General features: G+C 61.0%; 20 protein-coding genes. 3 read left to right on the plus strand and 17 right to left on the minus strand.

Annotated elements, in window-relative coordinates; all coding sequences use genetic code 11:
* Positions 1–19 precede the first annotated feature (19 nt).
* The 14 genes from P2T68_RS22300 to P2T68_RS22365 form a co-directional block, all read right to left on the minus strand.
* On the minus strand, positions 20–259 hold the full coding sequence (locus P2T68_RS22300; RefSeq protein WP_069076454.1) for a hypothetical protein: 240 nt from the start codon (positions 257–259) through the stop codon (positions 20–22).
* A gap of 251 nt (positions 260–510) precedes the next feature.
* Complete coding sequence (locus tag P2T68_RS22305; protein ID WP_277378288.1) at positions 511–1920, minus strand: mannose-1-phosphate guanylyltransferase/mannose-6-phosphate isomerase; 1410 nt, start codon at positions 1918–1920, stop codon at positions 511–513.
* Between the two features lie 22 nt (positions 1921–1942).
* Positions 1943–2401, minus strand: coding sequence for a GDP-mannose mannosyl hydrolase (locus P2T68_RS22310; RefSeq protein ID WP_069076452.1), 459 nt, complete (start codon positions 2399–2401; stop codon positions 1943–1945).
* Between the two features lie 5 nt (positions 2402–2406).
* Positions 2407–3615 (minus strand): glycosyltransferase WbuB, encoded by a 1209-nt coding sequence (locus P2T68_RS22315; protein WP_069076451.1) that lies wholly within the window; start codon positions 3613–3615, stop codon positions 2407–2409.
* A complete protein-coding gene (locus P2T68_RS22320) occupies positions 3615–4592 on the minus strand; it encodes a GDP-L-fucose synthase (protein WP_193690519.1) in 978 nt (325 codons plus the stop codon). Before P2T68_RS22320 ends, P2T68_RS22315 begins: the two co-directional genes overlap by 1 nt.
* Positions 4593–4594: 2 nt before the next feature.
* A complete protein-coding gene (gmd, locus tag P2T68_RS22325; RefSeq protein WP_069076449.1) occupies positions 4595–5716 on the minus strand; it encodes a GDP-mannose 4,6-dehydratase in 1122 nt (373 codons plus the stop codon).
* A 69-nt stretch (positions 5717–5785) separates the two neighbouring features.
* A complete protein-coding gene (locus tag P2T68_RS22330) occupies positions 5786–6721 on the minus strand; it encodes a glycosyltransferase family 2 protein (protein ID WP_069076448.1) in 936 nt (311 codons plus the stop codon).
* Between the two features lies 1 nt (position 6722).
* Entirely contained in the window at positions 6723–7682 is a 960-nt protein-coding gene (locus P2T68_RS22335; RefSeq protein WP_277378289.1) for a nitroreductase family protein, read from the minus strand.
* Between the two features lie 14 nt (positions 7683–7696).
* Complete coding sequence (locus tag P2T68_RS22340) at positions 7697–8248, minus strand: putative colanic acid biosynthesis acetyltransferase (RefSeq protein WP_277378290.1); 552 nt, start codon at positions 8246–8248, stop codon at positions 7697–7699.
* The gene (locus P2T68_RS22345; RefSeq protein ID WP_069076445.1) at positions 8245–9408 is read right to left on the minus strand and encodes a polysaccharide pyruvyl transferase family protein; all 1164 of its coding nucleotides are present in this window, start codon (positions 9406–9408) and stop codon (positions 8245–8247) included. Before P2T68_RS22345 ends, P2T68_RS22340 begins: the two co-directional genes overlap by 4 nt.
* Positions 9405–10595 (minus strand): O-antigen ligase family protein, encoded by a 1191-nt coding sequence (locus tag P2T68_RS22350; RefSeq protein WP_277378291.1) that lies wholly within the window; start codon positions 10593–10595, stop codon positions 9405–9407. The genes P2T68_RS22345 and P2T68_RS22350 overlap by 4 nt, the downstream gene beginning before the upstream one ends.
* Positions 10592–11929 (minus strand): hypothetical protein, encoded by a 1338-nt coding sequence (locus P2T68_RS22355; protein WP_168233559.1) that lies wholly within the window; start codon positions 11927–11929, stop codon positions 10592–10594. The genes P2T68_RS22350 and P2T68_RS22355 overlap by 4 nt, the downstream gene beginning before the upstream one ends.
* Positions 11930–11934: 5 nt before the next feature.
* Positions 11935–14154 (minus strand): polysaccharide biosynthesis tyrosine autokinase, encoded by a 2220-nt coding sequence (locus P2T68_RS22360; protein WP_069076442.1) that lies wholly within the window; start codon positions 14152–14154, stop codon positions 11935–11937.
* Positions 14155–14192: 38 nt separating this feature from the next.
* Positions 14193–14633 carry a low molecular weight protein-tyrosine-phosphatase gene (locus P2T68_RS22365; RefSeq protein WP_069076441.1) on the minus strand — a complete coding sequence of 147 codons (441 nt, stop codon included), beginning with the start codon at positions 14631–14633 and terminating at the stop codon, positions 14193–14195.
* A 237-nt stretch (positions 14634–14870) separates the two neighbouring features.
* On the opposite strand from P2T68_RS22365, the gene P2T68_RS22370 reads away from it, so the two are divergent.
* A complete protein-coding gene (locus P2T68_RS22370; RefSeq protein ID WP_227496863.1) occupies positions 14871–15179 on the plus strand; it encodes a phosphomannomutase in 309 nt (102 codons plus the stop codon).
* Positions 15176–15523, plus strand: a complete 348-nt coding sequence (locus P2T68_RS22375) for a hypothetical protein (RefSeq protein ID WP_168233560.1) — start codon at positions 15176–15178, stop codon at positions 15521–15523. Before P2T68_RS22370 ends, P2T68_RS22375 begins: the two co-directional genes overlap by 4 nt.
* Here P2T68_RS22375 and P2T68_RS22380 read toward each other — a convergent pair.
* Complete coding sequence (locus tag P2T68_RS22380; protein ID WP_277378292.1) at positions 15475–16095, minus strand: hypothetical protein; 621 nt, start codon at positions 16093–16095, stop codon at positions 15475–15477. The genes P2T68_RS22375 and P2T68_RS22380 overlap by 49 nt on opposite strands.
* Before the next feature lie 291 nt (positions 16096–16386).
* On the opposite strand from P2T68_RS22380, the gene P2T68_RS22385 reads away from it, so the two are divergent.
* Positions 16387–17463, plus strand: coding sequence for an LLM class flavin-dependent oxidoreductase (locus P2T68_RS22385; RefSeq protein WP_069076437.1), 1077 nt, complete (start codon positions 16387–16389; stop codon positions 17461–17463).
* Between the two features lie 162 nt (positions 17464–17625).
* Here P2T68_RS22385 and P2T68_RS22390 read toward each other — a convergent pair whose 3' ends face one another.
* On the minus strand, positions 17626–18420 hold the full coding sequence (locus tag P2T68_RS22390) for a class II aldolase/adducin family protein (RefSeq protein ID WP_024074890.1): 795 nt from the start codon (positions 18418–18420) through the stop codon (positions 17626–17628).
* A gap of 226 nt (positions 18421–18646) precedes the next feature.
* On the minus strand, positions 18647–19552 hold the full coding sequence (locus tag P2T68_RS22395; RefSeq protein ID WP_069076435.1) for a LysR family transcriptional regulator: 906 nt from the start codon (positions 19550–19552) through the stop codon (positions 18647–18649).
* Between the last annotated feature and the right edge of the window lie 140 nt (positions 19553–19692).

The raw sequence follows: 19692 nt of genomic DNA on the forward strand, positions 1-19692 counted from the left end.
AAAAGCGGAAGGTGGTGTATCAGTTACCAGTACCGGTGGTACCGGTGGTGCCCGTGGTACCGGTGGTGGTACCGCCGTTGGAGCTGCCGCCACTGTTGGAGGCGGCCGCAACGCCCGCCACCAGCGCAGTACCGATCAGCAGGGTTTCACCCACCGTCACAGACCCCGCCACCGTCGTGCTGAGACCTAGAGGCAACTCGGCAGCCAGGGTGGAAGTACTCAAGACACTGAGTACGATAATGGCCAGTCGTTTTCTCATATCAGACTCCTTATCGATAGTGAGTATTCAGCAAACATGCGTGTCCCACTGAAGTACGCTTGGATAGTGCCATTCAACTAAACAGTGCACCAGCCATACAACTACCGGTTAATTAACCGTTGTTTGACTGTGGTTTATTTGAAAATAACGTTTTTCAGTTAAGGCGCCCGTAGATCAAGACGTTGAGACGAACACACTAAACGTCGACACGTTTTATAACCGGCGCAAATGTTATTAATTGTCAGACAGCATCACGCCCTGCCGTACTTGTCTTCAAAGCGCACGATATCGTCCTCTCCCAGATAGGAGCCCGATTGCACCTCGATCAACTCCAACGCGATCACCCCTGGGTTTTCCAGCGCATGCACCTGGCCGATAGGGATATAAGTCGATTGGTTCTCCGAGACCAGATAGGTCTGTTCGCCGTTGGTGACCTTGGCCGTGCCACTGACCACGATCCAGTGTTCGGCGCGGTGATGATGCATCTGCACCGACAGCTTGGCGCCAGGCTTCACGGTGATGCGCTTGACCTGGTAGCGGTGGCCGTTGTCGATCGAGTCGTACATGCCCCAGGGCCGGTAAACCTCGCGATGGTTGAGGTGTTCATGACGCCCGTCGCACTTGAGCTGGTCGACGATGGCCTTGACCTGCTGGACCTGATCCTTGTGCGCCACCAGCACCGCGTCCTTGGTCTCGACGATGATCAAGTCCTGCACCCCCACGGTGGCCACCAGGCGGCTGTCGGCGTTCACATAGGTGTTGTGGCTATCCAGTTGCAGCACGTCGCCTTGCAGTACATTGCCGGCCTCGGTTTTCTCGCAGGCGTCCCACAATGCCGACCAGGAACCGATATCACTCCAACCGGCCTGCAAGGGCACCATGATCGCGTCGCGGGTTTTTTCCATCACCGCGTAATCGATGGAGTCATCCGGGCAGGCCGCAAATGCTGCGGCATCGACCCGCGTGAACAGTTGATCCTGGCTGCCACCGGCCAGCGCCGCACGGCACGCGGCGAGCATCACCGGCTGGAACTGCGCCAACACGTCCAGATAGCGACTGGCGCGGAACATGAACATGCCGCTGTTCCAGCAATAGTCACCGCGCGCCAGGTAGTCGGCGGCGGTGGCCGCATCGGGTTTCTCGACAAAGCGCTTGACCGCAAAACCGCCCGCGCCCACCGGCTCACCCTGTTCGATATAGCCATAGCCGGTGTGCGCACACGTCGGCGTGATGCCAAAGGTCACCAGCTTGCCCGCCTCGGCCAGGGGCAGCGCCACCGCAAGGCTGGCATGAAACGCCGGCACATCATCGATCAGATGATCCGCCGCCAGCACCAGCAGGATCGGGTCACCATCGGCTTGCAGCGCCTTGCACGCCGCCAGGGCGATGGCCGGTGCGGTGTTGCGCCCCACGGGTTCGAGCAGGATGGTCGCCTGTTCCAGATCCAACTGGCGCAATTGCTCGGCCACCAGGAAGCGGTGCTGCTCATTGCAGATCACTTGGGGCGTGGCGACATCCACGCCGTCCAGGCGGCCGATGGTCTGCTGCAACATCGACAGGCTTTTATCGGTCAGGCGCAGGAACTGCTTGGGGTTCATTTGCCGTGAGAGCGGCCACAGGCGCGAGCCCGAACCGCCCGCCAAGATCACCGGTATTAACATGAAGGCGTCCTTTGATAGAGGGTCAGAAATAGGCACGGGTGTTTTCATGCACACGTGGACTGATGCGCAACTCATCCAGCGGCCACCAACGGTAGTGCTGATGCTGCGCGGTGGGCGGGTGCAGGTCGTCGTCGCCGGCCAGGGTCAGGCAATAACTGAGCACCACATAATGGGTGTTCGGCCCGGCGCCGGCGTTACCAAATACGCTGTCGTCGTAGAAGTGTTCGAACACCCCGAGAAGACGCGCGGTGGCGCGTTCAAACGTGCGCCCCAGCTCTTCCTGGGTCAGGCGCCGGAAGGCGCTGTCCAGGCTTTCGTTCTTCTGCACTCGCCCACCGGGCACGAACCAGAAGCCATAGGCCGGGCGGTTGACCCGCAGGCCCAGCAACGTCTCACCACCCGGTTTCATCACGACCAAGTCGATCGCCACCAGCGGCGTCGACGCCACGACCGTGTTGAAGGTCGGTAAATCAAGCCACATATGCGTCAAACCTGTGCCAGAAAACGTTGAAGAATGCGTTCTTTATCGAGAAATTCGCCGGCGTAGTTCAGCGCCACGGTGTTGCGCACCGGCAACCGCAGGACCTGCTCGATCCCCTCGTTCAATGCCGTGACCGATTCAGGCTCGATCAACACGGCAATCCCTTGATGGGCTTCGCACAACCGGCCAAGGGTGGTCTCGGGGTCGGCGGTGATGATCGCGTTGCCGCCGACCGCCAGGATATTGGTGAGCTTGGACGGCAACACCGAGTCCGCCGCGCCGCGCTTCTGGATCACCAGGTGCGCGGTCGCCGAAGCGAGCAGCGCCGGCAGGTCTTCGTAGGCCTGTAACGGGGCGAAAACCACGTTGTGGATGCCCTCGCGCTGTACCCGCTCCAGCAAGCGGGCCTGGCCCGCGCCCTGCCCCACGATCAGGAACACCAGCTCCGGACGCTGGGCATAGGCCTGGGCGGCGTCAAGGATCAACTCAAGGCCCTGCTTCTCACCGATATTGCCCGAGTACAACAGCACCTGTTTGCCCGCCGGCACGCCCAGGCGTTGCAGCAGCGCGGGGTCGGCCGGCACATCGAGGAAACGTTCGGTTTCCGACCAGTTGGGAAAGAACAGCAGGCGCTGGGCCTCGACACCTTTGGCGGCAGCCTTGTCCAGCATGCCGCTGGAAATCGTCGAGACCCGGTCAAAGCGGCGCAACACCCAGCGTTCAATGCCCCAGGCCAGGCGTTTGAGCCAGGGGCTGCCGCCCATGCCCAGGCCAAACATGGCGTCGACTTCGAAATCCTGGATGTGCAGCACCGACTTGGCGCCACTCAGCTTGGCCAACAGCAGGGCCTGGGGCGCGCAAAACAGCGTGGGCACCACCAGGATCACCAGGTCTGGCCGCCAGCGCAGTTGCCCCAGCACCGCCAAGCACGAACTGGCGGAAAAACTCATCAAGTGCAGCAGACGCTTCAGCGCCGTGGGCTTGCTCGGCACATACAACGGGCAACGCAGCACCGTGACGCCATCGACCCGCTCACGGCGAAAACGCCACGGTGAGTACCCTTCGCCGACCTGCCAGTGCGGGTAATACGGCGGCGCCGTCACCACCCGCACGTCGTGCCCCTGGCTCGCCAGCCAGCGCGCCTGTTCACCGCTGTACTTGCCGATACCGGTGAGCTCCGGGCTGTAGTTGATGCCGTACAAAAGGATCTTCATCACTGACCCCGAGGCTGCTCGAGGGCGGCCAGATACGCGTTGTAGGCATCGCGCAGGCCCTCCTCCAGCGGCACGTAGGCCTCCCAACCCAGCGCGTTGATACGGCTCACATCGAGCAACTTGCGCGGTGCACCGTCGGGCTTGCTGGTATCGAAACGCAGGCGCCCGTTGAAGCCGGTGACCCGGGCCAGCGTCTCAGCCAGTTCGCGAATGGTGCAGTCCACGCCAGTGCCGACGTTGACATGGGAACGCATCGGCTCGGTGTGCTCGCGGTAGTGCTCATGGCTGAGCTCCATCACATGCACGCTGGCGGCCGCCATGTCATCCACGTGGAGGAACTCGCGACGGGGCGCGCCGCTGCCCCAGATCACCACCTCGGCATCGCCGTGCTGCACCGCTTCATGGAAGCGGCGCAGCAAGCCGGCGATCACATGGCTGTTTTGCGGATGGTAGTTATCGCCAGGACCGTACAGGTTGGTCGGCATCACGCTGCGGTAATCCCGGCCGTGCTGGCGGTTGTAGCTTTCGCACAGCTTGATCCCGGCGATCTTGGCCACGGCGTAGGGTTCGTTGGTGGGTTCCAGCGCACCCGAGAGCAGCGCCTGCTCGGTGATGGGCTGGGCCGCCAGCACCGGGTAGATGCATGACGAGCCGAGGAACAACAGCTTGAACACCCCATGGGTGTGGGCCGCGTGGATCACATTGGCCTGGATCATCAGGTTCTGGTAGATGAAGTCCGCCGGGTACGTGGCGTTGGCATGTATCCCGCCGACCCTCGCCGCCGCCAGGTACACCTGGTCGATGCGCTGCTCGGCGAAATACGCCTGCACCGCCAGCGGGTCCAGCAGGTCCAGTTCATCGCGGCGTGCGGTGAGAATCTGCGTATAGCCCAAGGCCCAGAGGCGACGCACGATGGCCGAGCCGACCATGCCGCGATGGCCAGCGACAAAAATTCGCGCATTCAGATCACGTGCCATGCTTAGTTCTCCACGGCAATCGGCGCATCGTGGCCGTGCAGGCGCAGCAACGCATGGCGCTGGGCGATCTTGAGGTCTTCACGAACCATCTCCGCACACATTTCCTGCGCGCTGATCTCCGGCACCCAGCCCAGTTTCTGCTTGGCCTTGGACGGGTCGCCCAACAGCGTCTCGACTTCCGCCGGGCGGAAATAGCGGGGGTCGACGCGCACGATCACGTCCCCCACCAGGATGCCCGGCGCCAGGTCGCCGTCGATGTGCTCGACCACCGCCACCTCTTCCACGCCCTCGCCGACAAAGCGCAGGCGCAGGCCCAGTTCCGCCGCCGACCAGCGAATAAAGTCGCGCACCGAATACTGCACGCCGGTGGCGATCACGAAGTCCTCGGGGTGCTCCTGTTGCAGCATCATCCACTGCATGCGCACGTAGTCCCTGGCATGGCCCCAGTCGCGCAAGGCGTCCATGTTGCCCATGTACAGGCATTGCTCCAGGCCCAGGGCGATGTTGGTCAGCGCCCGGGTGATCTTGCGGGTCACGAAGGTTTCGCCGCGCCGCGGCGACTCGTGGTTGAACAGGATGCCGTTGCAGGCATACAGCCCGTAAGCCTCACGGAAATTCACGGTGATCCAGTAGGCGTAGAGCTTGGCGACCGCATAGGGCGAGCGCGGGTAGAACGGCGTGGTTTCCTTTTGCGGGGTTTCCTGCACCAGCCCGTACAGCTCGGAGGTGGACGCCTGGTAGAAGCGGGTCTTCTTTTCCAGGCCCAGCAGGCGGATGGCCTCAAGGATGCGCAAGGTGCCCAGGGCATCGACATCGGCGGTGTATTCCGGCGAATCGAAGCTCACGGCCACGTGGGACTGGGCGCCCAGGTTGTAGATTTCGTCGGGCTGGATCTGCTGGATGATACGCGTCAGGTTGGACGAGTCCGCCAGGTCGCCATAGTGCAGGATCAGGTTTTTATGCAGGGCTTGCGGGTCTTGGTAAATATGGTCGATACGCTGGGTATTGAACGACGAAGAGCGGCGTTTCAAGCCATGCACCACATAGCCTTTCTCCAGCAGCAGTTCCGCCAGGTACGAGCCATCCTGCCCGGTAACACCGGTAATCAGCGCAACTTTTTTCATGTCTATCTCCCAATTAATAGGCGAGCGAAGGCCGACACCCGAACTTGGGTGTTTGTTAAAAACGCTCAGTTACTGCTGTGTGGGCAGCGTCAAGTTATGTCCGGTCAACTTTGAAAGTTCGCGGATAATCGCTTCCTTATCGTTTAAATGCGCAATCGCGGTTTCCAGTTCGAGCACCTTGGCGCCCACCAGGAATCGGTACCAATAGCCCTGGAGCAAGTGATAAACCAGGCCGCTGCGACCATCGAGAAAGCCCAGCTGAATGAGGTAGCGCCAGAGGAAATACGCCGTTGAACTCAAGGTAAACGGCACGCGGTTATATAAGCGGTTCTTCACCACGCGCTTGAGCCGGGCCTGGAATGAACTCTGCCCTTCATTCAACTCATGACGCACCGCAAACAAGGCCAGGCGCGAGTTGATCACCTCGATGGCTTCACGGGTCGCGTACTGGTTGTGCTTGTGGGTGAAGAACGTCAGGTCATGCAGGTTATGGTCGGCAAAACCGCCTTCCAAGGTGATGGTGCGGCCCTGGGCCACGGAGATGTGCTCGTCCATCCAGCGGTCTTCGATGCGCCCCTGCCCCGTGCGCCACAACCGCAGCATCTTCAACGGGTAACGGCCGCCGTGGCGCACCCAGCGGCCCATGAAAATATGCTTGCGCTTGAAGTTGATGCCGGTGATCTGCGGGTCCAGTGTCGGCAGTTGCGTATTGATCTGCTCAGCCAGGTCGGCCTCGATGATTTCGTCGGCATCCAGGCGCATCGTCCAATTGCCAGTGATCGGCAAGTTGTCCAGCGCCCACTGGAACTGCTTGGCCTGGTTGACGAACGCATGCTGGACCACCAGGGCGCCGTGGCGCCGGGCGATCTCGCAGGTGTCGTCGCTGGAGAACGAGTCGACCACCAGCACTTCGTCACTGAAGGCGCGCACCGACTCGATCGCGCGGGCGATATGCAGGCTTTCGTTGTAGGTGAGGATGATCACACTGACCGTTTCACGTTTCATCTCAGCCACCGTGCAGTTGCAGGATTTCAGTGGTCAGGCGGCGTGGCGAACGCGCCGCGCGGAAGTGGCTTTCCAGGGGTTTGCCCACAGCGATCATCATGATCAGCCGCTCGCTGGCTTCGATGCCGCCCACGTCGCGGATTTTCTTTTCCACCGTATTCAGGATCGCCAGGTTCAGCGGGCAAGCCCCCAGGCCATTGGCGTGGCATGCCAGCAGCAGGCCCATGGAAAACAGCGCGCCGTCGACGTACAGCTGGTTACGCTGGCCGGCGCCTCCCCAGGCGGTCACTTCCGAGGTGACCACGAACAGGTTGTCCACCGACTGCGCAAAACCGCGCGAGCCGCCTTGCAACTCGAGCAATTGCGCAATCACCGCGCGGTCCTGGTAGACGTGTACCCGCGACGACTGGCGATTGCATTGCGACGGCGCCGACTGCGCCAGCTCCACCAACGAGGTGAGCAAGCGGCTGTCGAGCTTGCCGGGCTGGAACATCCGGCAACTGGAACGCGATTGCAGGAACGCCTTGGCGTCCATCCCATCATTGCCCAGCCATGGCGTGGCGCGCTTGATACCGCCATTGCCCAGGGTGCCGTCGCGCTTGAGGTGCTCGACATAGGCATCCAGGTAAAACAGGAAGTCATCGCTCACACCCAGGGCGCGATGCAGGTCGAGGTAACCCTGGAAGGCGCCCAGGGCCATTTGCAGCGGCAGCGCCGAGTAGGTGCGGTCGTACTCGTTGAGCATATGAATGATGCCGTTGATCTTCTCCTTGCCGAACAGCGGCTTGGGCTCCTTGAGCGACAAGCCTTTCTCGACGGTATGGGTCTCGATCAGGATCTTGTAGAACAGCTTCTTGTTGTGGCTCGCCAACGGCGAATAGCCGTTGTGGCGAAGAAACGTGAACATGTCGCGAAAGAATTCACTGAAGAAAAACATCAACTTCCATGTCTTATCCATCATGCGCTTTACCTGTTTCATTGTGCGATGTCTCTCGGTTTGATGGGGCGGCAGGGAGCACCGACGCAAATCATCCAGGCCGGCAAGTCGCTGGTGACCACCGAGCGCGCGCCTACCACACAGCCCTCGCCTACCACACAACCGGGATGAATGAATGACTCGGCGGCAACCCACACGTGGTCCTTGATCACGATCTCGCGTGTCACCAGCGGGCGCAGCAAACTGCGGGTGTCGTGGGTACCTGTGCACAAAAAACTGCGCTGGCTGATCGCGACTTTCGAGCCGATGGTGATCCGCGCCATGGCGTACACATCCACCCCATCGGCGATGGCGGTGAAGTCACCGATCTCCAGGTTCCACGGTGCCCAGATGCTGCACGTGGGTGCGATGCGACAACCGACACCGACCTTGGCGCCGAAGCAGCGCAGCAGCACGCGCCGCCAGCCATGCAGCATCCAGCGTGGCGTGGGCCGAAACAGCAACTGGTACACCACGCCCCATAGCAGGCGCCGGGCCTTGCTGCTGCGGGGCAAGGTGTCGACGTACTTCAGGCGTTCGAAGCCGCTCATGGCTTGAGCGCCGCCAGTTGCTCGAGCAAGTAGCGTTCGCCCACCAACTGCAACGCCTGGCGCCGGGCGCGCACCGCCACCCAGTCAATCGGCGCGGCGATCAAGCTGTGCAACTGGTCCACGTTGTCGGCCGGCAAAAAGCGCTGGGACAGTTCCAGCTTCTCCAGCAGGTTGCGCACGCGGGCGTTGAGCGATGCCTTGCTGCCCGGCAGGCCCACGGCGATAAAGGGTTTTTCGAAGATGATCGCGAACACCGTGGCATGGAACGAGTTGGTCACCACATAGGCCGACTCTTTCAACAGCTTGAGCCAGTCCTGTGGCCCGACCTGCACGGTTTCACCGATCTGGCGCCAGCGCCGGTGCGCGTTGTAGGGCGAGACGATCGGCCCGTCGACATGCCGCGACAACGCCTGGGCCACGTCCCTGACACCCACGCCGGTGCGCAACGCATAGCAGAACACATGGCCGCTGCGGGTCTGGGTCGAGGTGGCCAATAACGCCGAGTAGTCGCGGTGCAGCAACGTCGGGTCGGGCACACACTGCGCCGCCAGCCCACAGACCTGCTGGACGATCGCCACCCCGCTCTCCTCGCGCACACTCACCGCCGACAGTTGCTTGAGCAGTTGCTCGGCTTCGGCATGGTATTCGGGCTCCAGGTATTCCTTGCCAAAACTGGCCGCGTACGAGATCCGCCGAATCGCCTTGTCGCAATCGAAAGCGAGAAAGTACGCCGGGTCCAGGCCGGTCTGGCCCGAGGGGTTCCAGATCTGGTCACTGCCGGCCACCAACAACTGCCGGCCGGCCACCGCCTGCTTGAGCTGGTCGGCGTGGACATAGCGCGGCCCCTCGATATTCAGGAAGCGCGTCTTGAACGCCTCGAACTGGCGCGACTGCGCATTGGGCCCCAGCACACGGGTTTTCAAGGCCAGGGTCTTCAAGTACAGGGCCTTGAGATTGGCCTTGAAGTTGCGCGGGTTGAGCAGTTGCTTGAGCTCGCTGCCGTCCTCCACGTAGGCCGGGTGGTAGTTGATCAGGTTGACCTGCAGGCCCTGTTGTTGCAGCCAACGCTGCAACGCATAGGCTTGCAGCACCGCGCCGAAGTTCTCGCTGAAATGGTACGTCAGTATCCCGGCCCTGATCGGGCGTGCAGGTGCGTTCATGATCCAGCCTGTCTTAATAAGGTGTGTGTAGGAAGCGCAGGCAGGGACACCGCCTGGCGTACTGGCGCGGCTTTGTTGAGCAGGCCGATGAACATCGACCACACCAGCAAGTAGCTGCCATCAAAGGTGGTGAAGAACTGGTAACTGGTCTTGAACGAGAAAATCAGCAGGATCGCGCCCACCGACAGCGACACCGGGTTACGCGGCAACGCACTGAACAGCAGGCCGAACAGCACGACACCGACCACGCCGAGCTTGGCGAGTACGCCCCAATAGCCGTTCTCGATATCGAACTTGGAGTTCTCGAACCAGCGCTCGTCATTGGTCGGCACGCCGGGCGTCAATTGCTTGGCCAGGCCGTTGCCGAGAAACACCGTGGCCGGGTTCTCCAGGAAGGACGCCTTGGCATGGGAGATCTCGAAGGCACGCGTCACATCCTCGCCCTTCTCCTCGAACAGATAGGTGGCAAAGCGCGATACCGCCAGGGGGCTGGCGTAAAACGTCAGCGTCCCGAGGGCGCCGATGGCCACCACCAGCACCGCCAGGGACTTGAGCTTGCGCTGGGTGATGGCCGACAACAGGATCATCACCGCCATCGCCGCCAGGATGGTCTTGGAGCCGGCCGCCAGCAGCGTCACCGCCAGGATCAGCATCAAGGCGATCTTGCGCTGGCAACAGGCGTAGAAAAACAGCAGCACCGCCGAGCTGGTGGGGAACAGCATGATCCGGCCCACCTCATCGCTGGACTTGGAGGCGGCGTTGGTCAGGTCGATGCCGACCCCATACAGGCTCACTTGCAGCAACTGGCCCAGGGCAAAAATGTAGATCGCCCGTTCGATGATGCGGCGATAGTTGAAGCTGTGGGCACGGGCGATTTTCTCCACGTTGGCCAGCGCATAGCTGTAGCCGGCCAACAGCAGCACAAAATAGAAAAACGGAATGCCGGAACGCAGGAACTGGTACAGGGAAATTTTCGAACCACTGGAGACCAGCACCTGCAACACACTGGAGGCCACCACCAGCGCCAGCAACGCCGCAGCCCGGGTAAAGCCGCGCGCCGCGTACACCACGAAGGGCATCAGCAACAGCAATGCCAAGGGCTGCGACAGGTTGTTGCTCAGGGCCAGGGGCAAGGCGAAAAACGTCAGCGGCAGGTACAGGGTCAGGCGTGCCTGGGACAACATCATGGTTGCACCTCCCCGGCGAACTGCACTTTGCTGATCAGCCGCAGGTACACCAGCACCACCAGCTCCGGCAGGGCCAGCAACAACGCGGCGCCCAGCAACGGGTCGATGCGCGCCTGGCACAGCATCCACAGCAGCAACGCCGCCAGGCTGCTCAGGGCGTAGATCACCGAGGTGCGGGTATGGCGGTTGGTGGAGATCAGCATCGCCGCCAGGATGAACCAGGCCACGTTCAAGATCGTGTGGGCACCGATCAGCGCCAATGACAGCCGGTCAACCTGCACCAGGCCGTGGCTCCACAGGCTGATCACCTGGGGTCCGGCCCAGATGCCGGCGCCGTATACCAGCACGCACACGCCCAGTACCAGGGAGCTGGCACGCTGGGTGAACCGTCGCGCTTCGTCAAATTGGCCACGCCCGGCCAGCCGCGAGATTTCCGGGGTCAGGGCATTGCTGCAGGTGATGCCCAACTGGATGATCAAGCGCATCAACGTACGCGCCATGGTGTAGCCGACCACCACCGCCGGACCGGCGATCTGGTTGAGCAGTTGCAGGCCGCCTTGCAGGGTAATCAACTGCGCCAAGGGGATCGCCGCACTGCCCACCGCGGGCTTCCAGATGCCGCGAAACTCGCCCCACGAGGCGCACCCCAGGCCCAGCAGCGGCCACGGCGAAATGCGCCGCACAAACACGGTCACCAGCACCAGGAACAGCACCTGGCTGAAGAACATGCCCTGGGCCAATTGCAGTTCGGAACCGCCCAGCATCAGGATCACGATCGACAGCACGATATCCAGGGTCCTGCGGTTGGCCATGATAAAAACCCCGCCGACAGTCTTGTCGATCACCCGGAACCACGCCTCGATCGGCCCGCCGAGCAAGCGCGTACACAGGTAGCCGGACATGAACAGCACCACCAGGCTCGCCTGGCCGGGGTCAAGGCTCTTGAGCTTGAGCAGCCCGACCCAGTCGATCCACTGACCGAGGGTCAAGGCAAACACCAGCACCAGCCCGACCACCGCCAAGGTGAACGCCAATGCGGTCTGCACACTGCGGCGCGCGCCGGGCACGTCGCCCTGGCTGGCCAGCAAGGTGGCGCGGGTAGCCGAGGCCTGGGCGACCCCCAGGTCCAGCAGGCTGAGCATCGACGGAATACCGGTGAGCACCAGCCAGTCGGCATACCGCCCGGTGCCCCAGGCGTGCAGGAAGAACGGCACCAGCACCAGTTGCGCCGCCAGCGTCACCAGTTGCGTGTAGCCATAGCTCAAGACGTTGAGGCGAAACCGGTTCGACAATGAACGCGGTACCCGCATCGGTTTTTCCAGAACCTTGCTCATGGTCGTCAGGCTTTGTCGGACTGGTAGGCGTAGTGGTAGTAGCCGTAATCGCCGTAGCCGTAACTGGCGGAACGACGTTTCTCCACGCCATTGAAGATCGCGCCCTTGAGCTCGATACCGTTCTGATGAAAGCGGCGCAGCGTCAGCTCGACTTCCTTGGCCGAGTTCACCCCAAAACGGGTCACCAGCAGGCTCGTACCGGATTGACGGCCGACGATAGCCGCATCGGTCACGGCCAGCAGCGGCGGTGTATCGATGATCACCAGGTCATAGCGCTCGCTGACTTCGGCCAGCAACGCGGCAAAATTGGGGTGCATCAGCAATTCGGAGGGGTTGGGCGGGATCTGCCCACGGCCGATGAAATCGAATTGCGCCACATCGGTGGTTTTAATCGCCTCCTGCAACTCACAACGCTTGACCAGCAGGTCGGACAAACCGATCTCCACTGACTTGCCGAGCATCTTGTGCAAATAGCCCTTGCGCATATCCGCATCGATCAGCAACACGCGCTGCCCGGACTGGGCAACCACCGCTGCCAGGTTGGCCGAAACAAAGGTCTTGCCCACTTCCGGGCTGGGGCCGGAAATCATCAAGCGGTTGTTCTTGGCCTCCAGCATCGCGAAATGCAGGCTGGTACGCAGACTGCGCATGGCCTCCATGACCAGGTCATGGGGATGATTGACGGCCAACAGCGAGGGCGCGACTGAGCGGCTCTTGGCGGCGTGGGTTTCCTCGGCCTTTTGCAGGGGGCTGAACGGGATCGAGGCATACACCGGCAAGCCGAGTTTCTCGATGTCATCCGGGTTTTCCAGGCCACGGTTAAGCAGGCTGCGGACCAGCACCAGGCCAACCGAAAGCATGCCGCCGAGCAACATGGCCAGCAGCACCACGATCACCTTGCGCGGCTCCACGGGTTTGCTGATGTTGGCGTCGGCGCTGTCGATCAGGCGCACGTTGCCCACGGTGCCGGCGCGCATCACGTCCAGTTCCTGGGAGCGATTGAGCAACTGGGTATAGATCTCGGTGCCCACCTGCACGTCACGGGTCAGGCTCAACAGTTCCTGCTGGGTGCTGGGCAGGCCTTCAACACGCTTGGTCAATTGCGCCTGCTTGCCGTTGAGCTCGTCGAGCTTGGCCAGCAACGCACGGTAAGCCGGGTGCTGACGGGTGAACTTGCGGTCCATTTCCGCCTGCTGCAACTTGAGCTCGGAGATGCCGGTGTCCAGGGCCACCACCTGATCGAGCACGGCCTTGGCTTCGAGGCTGATGTCGATGGATTTGCTGCGGGTCTGGAAGCGGTTCAGGGCGTTCTCGGCCTTCTCCAGGTCGCGGCGTACCTGGGGCAATTGGTCATTGAGGAACGACAGGCTCTGCGCCGCCTCGGCCGAGGTGCGGTCGACGTTCTGGCGCACATACAGGTTGGAGATTTCATTCAGCGTGCGGACCGCCAGCGCCGGGTGGGTGCTCTCCAGCGTCAGGCTGATGATCCCCGACTCCTTGCCCCGCTCCACCACATTGAGCAGGTCCTGGTAATCGGCCACCGCGTCCAGGCGCGGCTTGCGCACAATCTTGAACCGCGCGCCGGGGTTGGCCCGCAACGTTTCGACCAGCACCTCCACGTCGCCCGAGGCAAACGGCTCGCCGACGCGGCCAGCGGCGATCTGCTGGTCATCCTCGTCAAACAGTTGGTAGCCCTGGTTTTCGCCAGCCACCAGCACGAGGGTAGTACCGAGCAACCCGGCCGGCAGCTTCAGCTTCGCCAGGCTCAGGCGCTCGCCGCCGGCACTGTAGCGACTGATACCGAACAGCGGCGGCGCGACATCGCCCGGGGTGTCGGGCACATAACGCCGGGCCATGAAGCCACCGATCAACGGGAAATGTTGGGGGGTAATGGTGATGTCCAGCTTCAGGGTGTCGACGGTCTTGCCGATGATGGTGCGCGACTTGATCAGTTCGATCTCGGTCACCGCCGGCGATTCCTTGCCCAACAGGCTGCTCACATCGGAGAAACCGAGCATGTCGTTTTTCTTCGGTTCCACCTGGATCAAGGCGTTGGCCTGGTACACCGGCGTTGCCAGAATGGCGTAGGCCGCGCCGATCAACATGCAGGTGCCGGTGATCCCGGCAATCAGCCATTTGTGATCGATCAGGGTGCCCAACATGCCGAGTACATCGATCTCGTCACGGTGCGGGCTGTCAGCGGAGGCGTTCTGGGGTGAATACATAAATCGAGTCTTCGTCCTTGCAATCATAAAAGGAGGCGCTAGCGCGCCAGGCGCTGTGCCCAGGCCTGTGCGGCTTGCTCGATCAGGGCATAGGCCTGCACGAAGGCGGCCTTGCCCTGTCGATAGGGGTCCTTGATCTCGCGTTCGTGCTGCCATTTGCCCAGCAGGAACACCTTGCCCCGGGCCTCGGGAGCGAGGCTGAGCACACCGTCGATGTGTCGTTGCTCCATCACCAGGATCAGGTCCGCCTCGCTCACGGCCTCGACACTGAGCTGGCGCGCCTTGTGCGCCAGGGGAACATGCCCGTGTTCCTGCAGGACCTGGCCTGCAGTGGGCTCCAGCGGATGGTCACGCAAGGCCGCCAGGCCCGCCGAACTCACTTGTATCCCGGAGGACTCAAGTGCGGCGCCCAGCAGTTGTTGCGCAGTAGGGCTACGGCAAATGTTGCCGATGCACACGATCAAAATCTTTTTAAACAAGGCAACCTCCCACGCACCGCACAGTAATTAATCGGCAAAGGGATGACCTTATTTCCATCTTTAAATAACAAGCAACTTGCGACCGTGTAATTATGATCACAGCTGACAGAGTGCGACCATCTATCGAGCAGGACAATAAATAACACCCACGGCAATAACCGACTAAAAATAACATTCCCTTACTTTTGCGCATCTTCATAATAAAGTGCCACTTGAACACAGCAGCGAGGGACGGCCATGAAAAGTTCAAAGTTACTGGTAGAGCGTATTGGCCTATTCCCTTCTTCGGGAGATATTCATGTCGACGTCAATAATCCGAGCACCGTTGTCGAGCGCATGCAAGTGTTGTACGCCAGCAACTCTTTAGATGTCGACGAAAGCGGTTCCGGATTGTCGATGGTATTTGCCGATTGGCGTTTCAAGTTGCAAGTCAATAACGCCTTGTCGGTGTGCCTGTGCGTGGAAAGTCGCGGTGACAGTCACTTCATGCAAGCCAAGACCGCCGAATTACTGGCGAATATTTCCGGCACCGAGGAGCGCCCATGAACCCGTACGTTCATTTAAGGCGTGCCTATGCGCTGAAAAAGCTGACCCAGGTATTCGAAACATTTGTCGGCATCGCCCTGACCGAGCCGCTGGGAGCGGGACAACGCTCGCGTAATACGCAGACGATTTCCCATTGGCTGGACCAACTGCAGGGCAGCCCGCCGCAGGCGGTAACCCATACGCTGTTCAAGCAAATGAACGGTGCCCGGCGCCAGGGCAATCAGCGACGTTTCAACTCGCAGACGGTGTTGTTGCAGTTGCTGGTGGAAAGCAACCTGGCGCTGGATCTGGCGGCCTATTCGGCCTTTATGTGCCGGGAGACGGTGCGCCAGGCCGGCTCCTGATGCGCCTGCTGCGCCCCCGAGACCGTCACGGCGACGTGGTTGAGCAAAGTCTCGGCGTTGTACTTAGGCACCAGCGCACATAACGAAAGGAAGACTAACCCACCACCGATCAGCGACGGCGATACATTGACGCGCACAACGTCTATTCGCCATAGAAAAGCGACCGCAGCGATAGCCCCCAATAAGGCACCGGCCAGTGCTTCGTTCAGCGGGTGAATATAAGGCGCGACACAATAAGCACTGAACCCAACGGTCAGGCTCAATCCGACCAGCGTCGCTGGCCAGCGCCAGGCATAGTTGAACTGGCGTGCAATCAAACTTAATGCCACCGTCACCATCAGGCACGTATTCATCGCATGCCCACTGAGCACGGCGATGTCGAGGGTTTGAAACGAGACACCCCAGCCCTTGAACAGTAACTTGCTGAAGGCCACGATTGAATACGTGGAGGCCACCGTGATTATCCACCACTTGAACGCCTGGGGTGCCGAATACCATAACCAGACAGCGATCATCAGTGCAGCCGGAATCATGACGGTAATACCGCCATAGTGTGCAAGTTGTTCCCGCATGAATAGCTGACCTATACCATCATATTTCCCGCGCCCATCAGACCTGAGGTGCGGAAAAATGACAACGTTATCTTGGGTCGGACTAAAGCGCTTATGGATGGAAAATCTCTGGGGCACCCATAAAAAAATGCAAATTACTGATAAACCATGCAATTTATGATTCTATTTTTTAATAATTAGGTTAGAACCAATCGGCATTTTACAGGCCCCGCCCCTGCCCCTACCTTGGACGCGAATAACCGACCCCCTGCCCGGTGGAGGTGTTAACCCCGTACTCGACAAGGACAGACCATGAGCATTGAATTCATCGGCTATATCGGTGGCCATCACGCATCTGAGATCCACCCGCGCAGCGGCCCGACCCTGCAACCGGACTACGTGGAGACCGTGGCCCGGGCCCACGAAGAGGCCGGCTTCGACCGCGCCCTGGTGGCCTTCCACTCCAACAGCCCGGACAGCACGCTGATCGCCTCCCATGCGGCCAGCGTGACGAAAAAACTGCAATTCCTGATTGCCCACCGCCCCGGCTTTGCCCAACCGACCCTGGCAGCGCGCCAGTTCGCCACCCTGGATGTGTTCAACGGCGGGCGTACCGCCGTGCATATCATCACCGGGGGTGACGACCGCGAACTGCGCGCCGACGGCAGCCATATCGGCAAGGACGAACGCTACGCGCGCACGGACGAATACCTGAGCGTGGTGCGCCAGGAATGGACCAGCGAACAGCCCTTCGACTTCGCCGGCACTTACTACCAGGTGGAGGGCGCGCACTCTGCGGTGAAGTCACCGCAACAGCCGCATATCCCACTGTACTTTGGCGGCTCCTCCAAGGCCGCGATTGAAGTGGCAGGCAAACATGCCGATGTGTACGCGCTGTGGGGCGAGACCTATGAGCAAGTGCGCGAAATCGTGACCCAGGTGCGGGCTGAAGCGGCCAGGCACGGGCGCACGATTCGCTTCAGCCTGTCGTTGCGGCCGATCCTCGCCGAGACCGAGGAACTGGCGTGGGCGCGGGCCGAGAGCATCTTGCAGCAGGCGACGGCGCTGGCGCAGAAGAACGGTTTTGTGCGGCGTGAACCGCCAAACGAAGGTTCACGCCGCTTGCTCGCGGCGGCGGCGCAGGGGGCGCGACTGGATAAGCGTTTGTGGACTGGGATTGCCGGGTTGCTGGGCGCACAAGGTAACTCCACCTCGTTGGTGGGCACCGCTGAGCAAGTTGCGGAGGCCTTGGTAGATTATTACGACCTCGGTATCACCACCTTCCTGATTCGTGGGTTTGATCCGCTCAACGATGCGATCGACTATGGCAAGCGGTTGATCCCCCTCACCCGCCAGCTGATTGCTGAACGCGAGCAGAAAGTCGCCTGACAACCACTACAAAACCAAGGTGGGAGGGGCGGTGCGACGATTCGACTTGCCCCCGATGGCGGTGTATCAGTCAGCTCATCTGTCACTGACCCACTGCTATCGGGGGGCAAATCGAATCGTCGCACCGCCCCTCCCACACTTTGATCTTCACCGAGCTCCGGATCAGTTCTTATAGTCGGTATCGTTGCGCTCCAACTGCCGAATCAGCGCATTCCAATGCCGCGCCACACCCGGCCCCTCGCCGCTGGCAAACGCCTTGGCCTGTTGCTCGACCTTCGCCACCACTTCAGCCGGCGGGAAGATCAACTCCGCATTCCCCGCTGCCTGCGCCGCGACCTGGATATTGCACGCACGCTCCAGCTGTTGCAGCTGTTGAAACGCATGTTCAACGCTGACACCCGCGGTCAGCAGCCCATGGTTACGCAGGATCATCACGCTCTTGTCGCCCAGGTCGGCCACCAGGCGCTCACGTTCGTCGAGGTCGAGGGCCACGCCTTCGTAACCGTGGTAAGCCACACGCCCCGAGAAGCCGATGGAGTGCTGAGAGATCGGCAACAAGCCGTCCTTCTGCGCCGACACCGCAATGCCGTCGCGGGTGTGGGTATGCAACACAGCGTGCAGGTCGTGGCGTGCGCCATGGATGGCACTGTGGATCACGTAGCCGGCGTAGTTGATGCCCAAGCCGGTAGGGTCGTCGACGATGGTACCGTCGAGGTCGACCTTGACCAGGTTGGAGGCACTGATTTCATCGAACAATAGCCCGAAGGCGTTGATCAGGAAGTGCTCGTGCGGCCCCGGTACACGGGCGGAGAAGTGGGTGTAGATGTGGTCGGTCCACTTATACACGGCCGCCAGCCGGTAAGCGGCGGCCAGTTTGACGCGCACGTCCCATTCTTCGGGAGTGACACGCTGGCGAACATGGTTGGAAACGCTGGAAATCGGGGTGACGCTGCTCATGGCAAAACTTCCTGGATGGCCTTAAGGACTTCCAAGCAAGCCTAGGGGATGGAAAAAAATAAGAAAAAGCACATTTTAATCTAAGCTAATTATTATTTTTTTTCATAACACCCACACCACCAACACAAAGCAAATGTGGGAGGGGCTTGCCCCCGACGGCAGTGGGTCAGCGACAGACGAGCTGGCTGATACACCGCAATCAGGGGCAAGCCCCCTCCCACATGGATCAGGCTGCGTTGCGGATCTTATGCAGGGACGCCGCCACCAGTTTGCCAAACGCGTCCACCGGCCCCTGCAAGTTACCGAGGAAGTGTGGGTAGATCAGCCACAAATCCATCACCGGCTTGAAATCCTTGAGCGGCATCACCGCCAGTTGCTCGCGGTGGGCACTGCGCTCCAGCAAAGGCCGCGGCACCAAGCCCAGGCCCAACCCGTCGGCCACCAGGCCCAGTTGCAGCTCGGTGCCGAACGTCTCCAGGTTGACCCGCAGGGCCAGGCCTTGATCGGACAAGGTGCGCTGCAAACCGGCGCGGAAACCGCAGCCATCCGGGTTGAGGATCCAACCGTTCTGGTACACGTCCGCCAGCTTGCAGGGCTTCTTCGGCAGTTGGGCCTTGGCGCAGACCACCACCAGTTCCATCTTGCCGATGGACTCGCCGACCACGTTGTCGGGGAAAACCTTGCCCGCCGGAAACAGGGCCGCCGCCGCGTCCAACTCACCGCGCTCGATCTTGCCCACCAGTTGGCTGCCCCAGCCAGTGGCGACCTGGGCCCGCAAGTCGGGGTATTCGCTGCGCAGGTGCTTGAGTGCATCGAGCAGCACCACGTCACCAATGGTCTGCGGCACGCCCAGGCGTAACAGGCCGGTGGGCGGTGCGTCGGTGGCGACCAATTCGCGCAGGGCGTCCATCTCGCGCAGGATCAACCGGCACTGTTCATAGACGCGGGTGCCGATCAACGTAGGCTTGAGCGGCTTGGTGTTGCGGTCGAACAACTCCACGCCCAGCGCCTGCTCGAAGTTCTGCACGCGGCGGGTGATGGCCGGCTGGGTCAGTTGCAACGACTCGGCGGCATGGCTGATGGACTGGCAACGAATCACTTCGACAAAGGCATCGATATCGTCAATTTTCATTTGGGCCGCACATAGAGAACAGTCATTAAGATGTGTGCAAAGCATAGTTGCAGGACGATTATCTGGATAGCCCAGCGTGTGATCGATAACGTCTAACGCTATTCAGACCGGTTCTAAATTACCTGCAGCTATAAGCTAAT

Source organism: Pseudomonas sp. G11, assembly GCF_029457515.1.
GTDB classification, from domain to species: Bacteria; Pseudomonadota; Gammaproteobacteria; order Pseudomonadales; family Pseudomonadaceae; genus Aquipseudomonas; species Aquipseudomonas gorinensis.

What these genes read in the sequence shown, in the direction of transcription:
- P2T68_RS22300 (WP_069076454.1), bottom strand. Translation starts at nt 259, where the DNA reads ATGAGAAAACGACTGGCCATTATCGTACTCAGTGTCTTGAGTACTTCC.
- P2T68_RS22305 (WP_277378288.1), bottom strand. Translation starts at nt 1,920, where the DNA reads ATGTTAATACCGGTGATCTTGGCGGGCGGTTCGGGCTCGCGCCTGTGG.
- P2T68_RS22310 (WP_069076452.1), bottom strand. Translation starts at nt 2,401, where the DNA reads ATGTGGCTTGATTTACCGACCTTCAACACGGTCGTGGCGTCGACGCCG.
- P2T68_RS22315 (WP_069076451.1), bottom strand. Translation starts at nt 3,615, where the DNA reads ATGAAGATCCTTTTGTACGGCATCAACTACAGCCCGGAGCTCACCGGT.
- P2T68_RS22320 (WP_193690519.1), bottom strand. Translation starts at nt 4,592, where the DNA reads ATGGCACGTGATCTGAATGCGCGAATTTTTGTCGCTGGCCATCGCGGC.
- gmd (WP_069076449.1), bottom strand. Translation starts at nt 5,716, where the DNA reads ATGAAAAAAGTTGCGCTGATTACCGGTGTTACCGGGCAGGATGGCTCG.
- P2T68_RS22330 (WP_069076448.1), bottom strand. Translation starts at nt 6,721, where the DNA reads ATGAAACGTGAAACGGTCAGTGTGATCATCCTCACCTACAACGAAAGC.
- P2T68_RS22335 (WP_277378289.1), bottom strand. Translation starts at nt 7,682, where the DNA reads ATGATGGATAAGACATGGAAGTTGATGTTTTTCTTCAGTGAATTCTTT.
- P2T68_RS22340 (WP_277378290.1), bottom strand. Translation starts at nt 8,248, where the DNA reads ATGAGCGGCTTCGAACGCCTGAAGTACGTCGACACCTTGCCCCGCAGC.
- P2T68_RS22345 (WP_069076445.1), bottom strand. Translation starts at nt 9,408, where the DNA reads ATGAACGCACCTGCACGCCCGATCAGGGCCGGGATACTGACGTACCAT.
- P2T68_RS22350 (WP_277378291.1), bottom strand. Translation starts at nt 10,595, where the DNA reads ATGATGTTGTCCCAGGCACGCCTGACCCTGTACCTGCCGCTGACGTTT.
- P2T68_RS22355 (WP_168233559.1), bottom strand. Translation starts at nt 11,929, where the DNA reads ATGAGCAAGGTTCTGGAAAAACCGATGCGGGTACCGCGTTCATTGTCG.
- P2T68_RS22360 (WP_069076442.1), bottom strand. Translation starts at nt 14,154, where the DNA reads ATGTATTCACCCCAGAACGCCTCCGCTGACAGCCCGCACCGTGACGAG.
- P2T68_RS22370 (WP_227496863.1), top strand. Translation starts at nt 14,871, where the DNA reads ATGAAAAGTTCAAAGTTACTGGTAGAGCGTATTGGCCTATTCCCTTCT.
- P2T68_RS22375 (WP_168233560.1), top strand. Translation starts at nt 15,176, where the DNA reads ATGAACCCGTACGTTCATTTAAGGCGTGCCTATGCGCTGAAAAAGCTG.
- P2T68_RS22380 (WP_277378292.1), bottom strand. Translation starts at nt 16,095, where the DNA reads ATGCGGGAACAACTTGCACACTATGGCGGTATTACCGTCATGATTCCG.
- P2T68_RS22385 (WP_069076437.1), top strand. Translation starts at nt 16,387, where the DNA reads ATGAGCATTGAATTCATCGGCTATATCGGTGGCCATCACGCATCTGAG.
- P2T68_RS22390 (WP_024074890.1), bottom strand. Translation starts at nt 18,420, where the DNA reads ATGAGCAGCGTCACCCCGATTTCCAGCGTTTCCAACCATGTTCGCCAG.
- P2T68_RS22395 (WP_069076435.1), bottom strand. Translation starts at nt 19,552, where the DNA reads ATGAAAATTGACGATATCGATGCCTTTGTCGAAGTGATTCGTTGCCAG.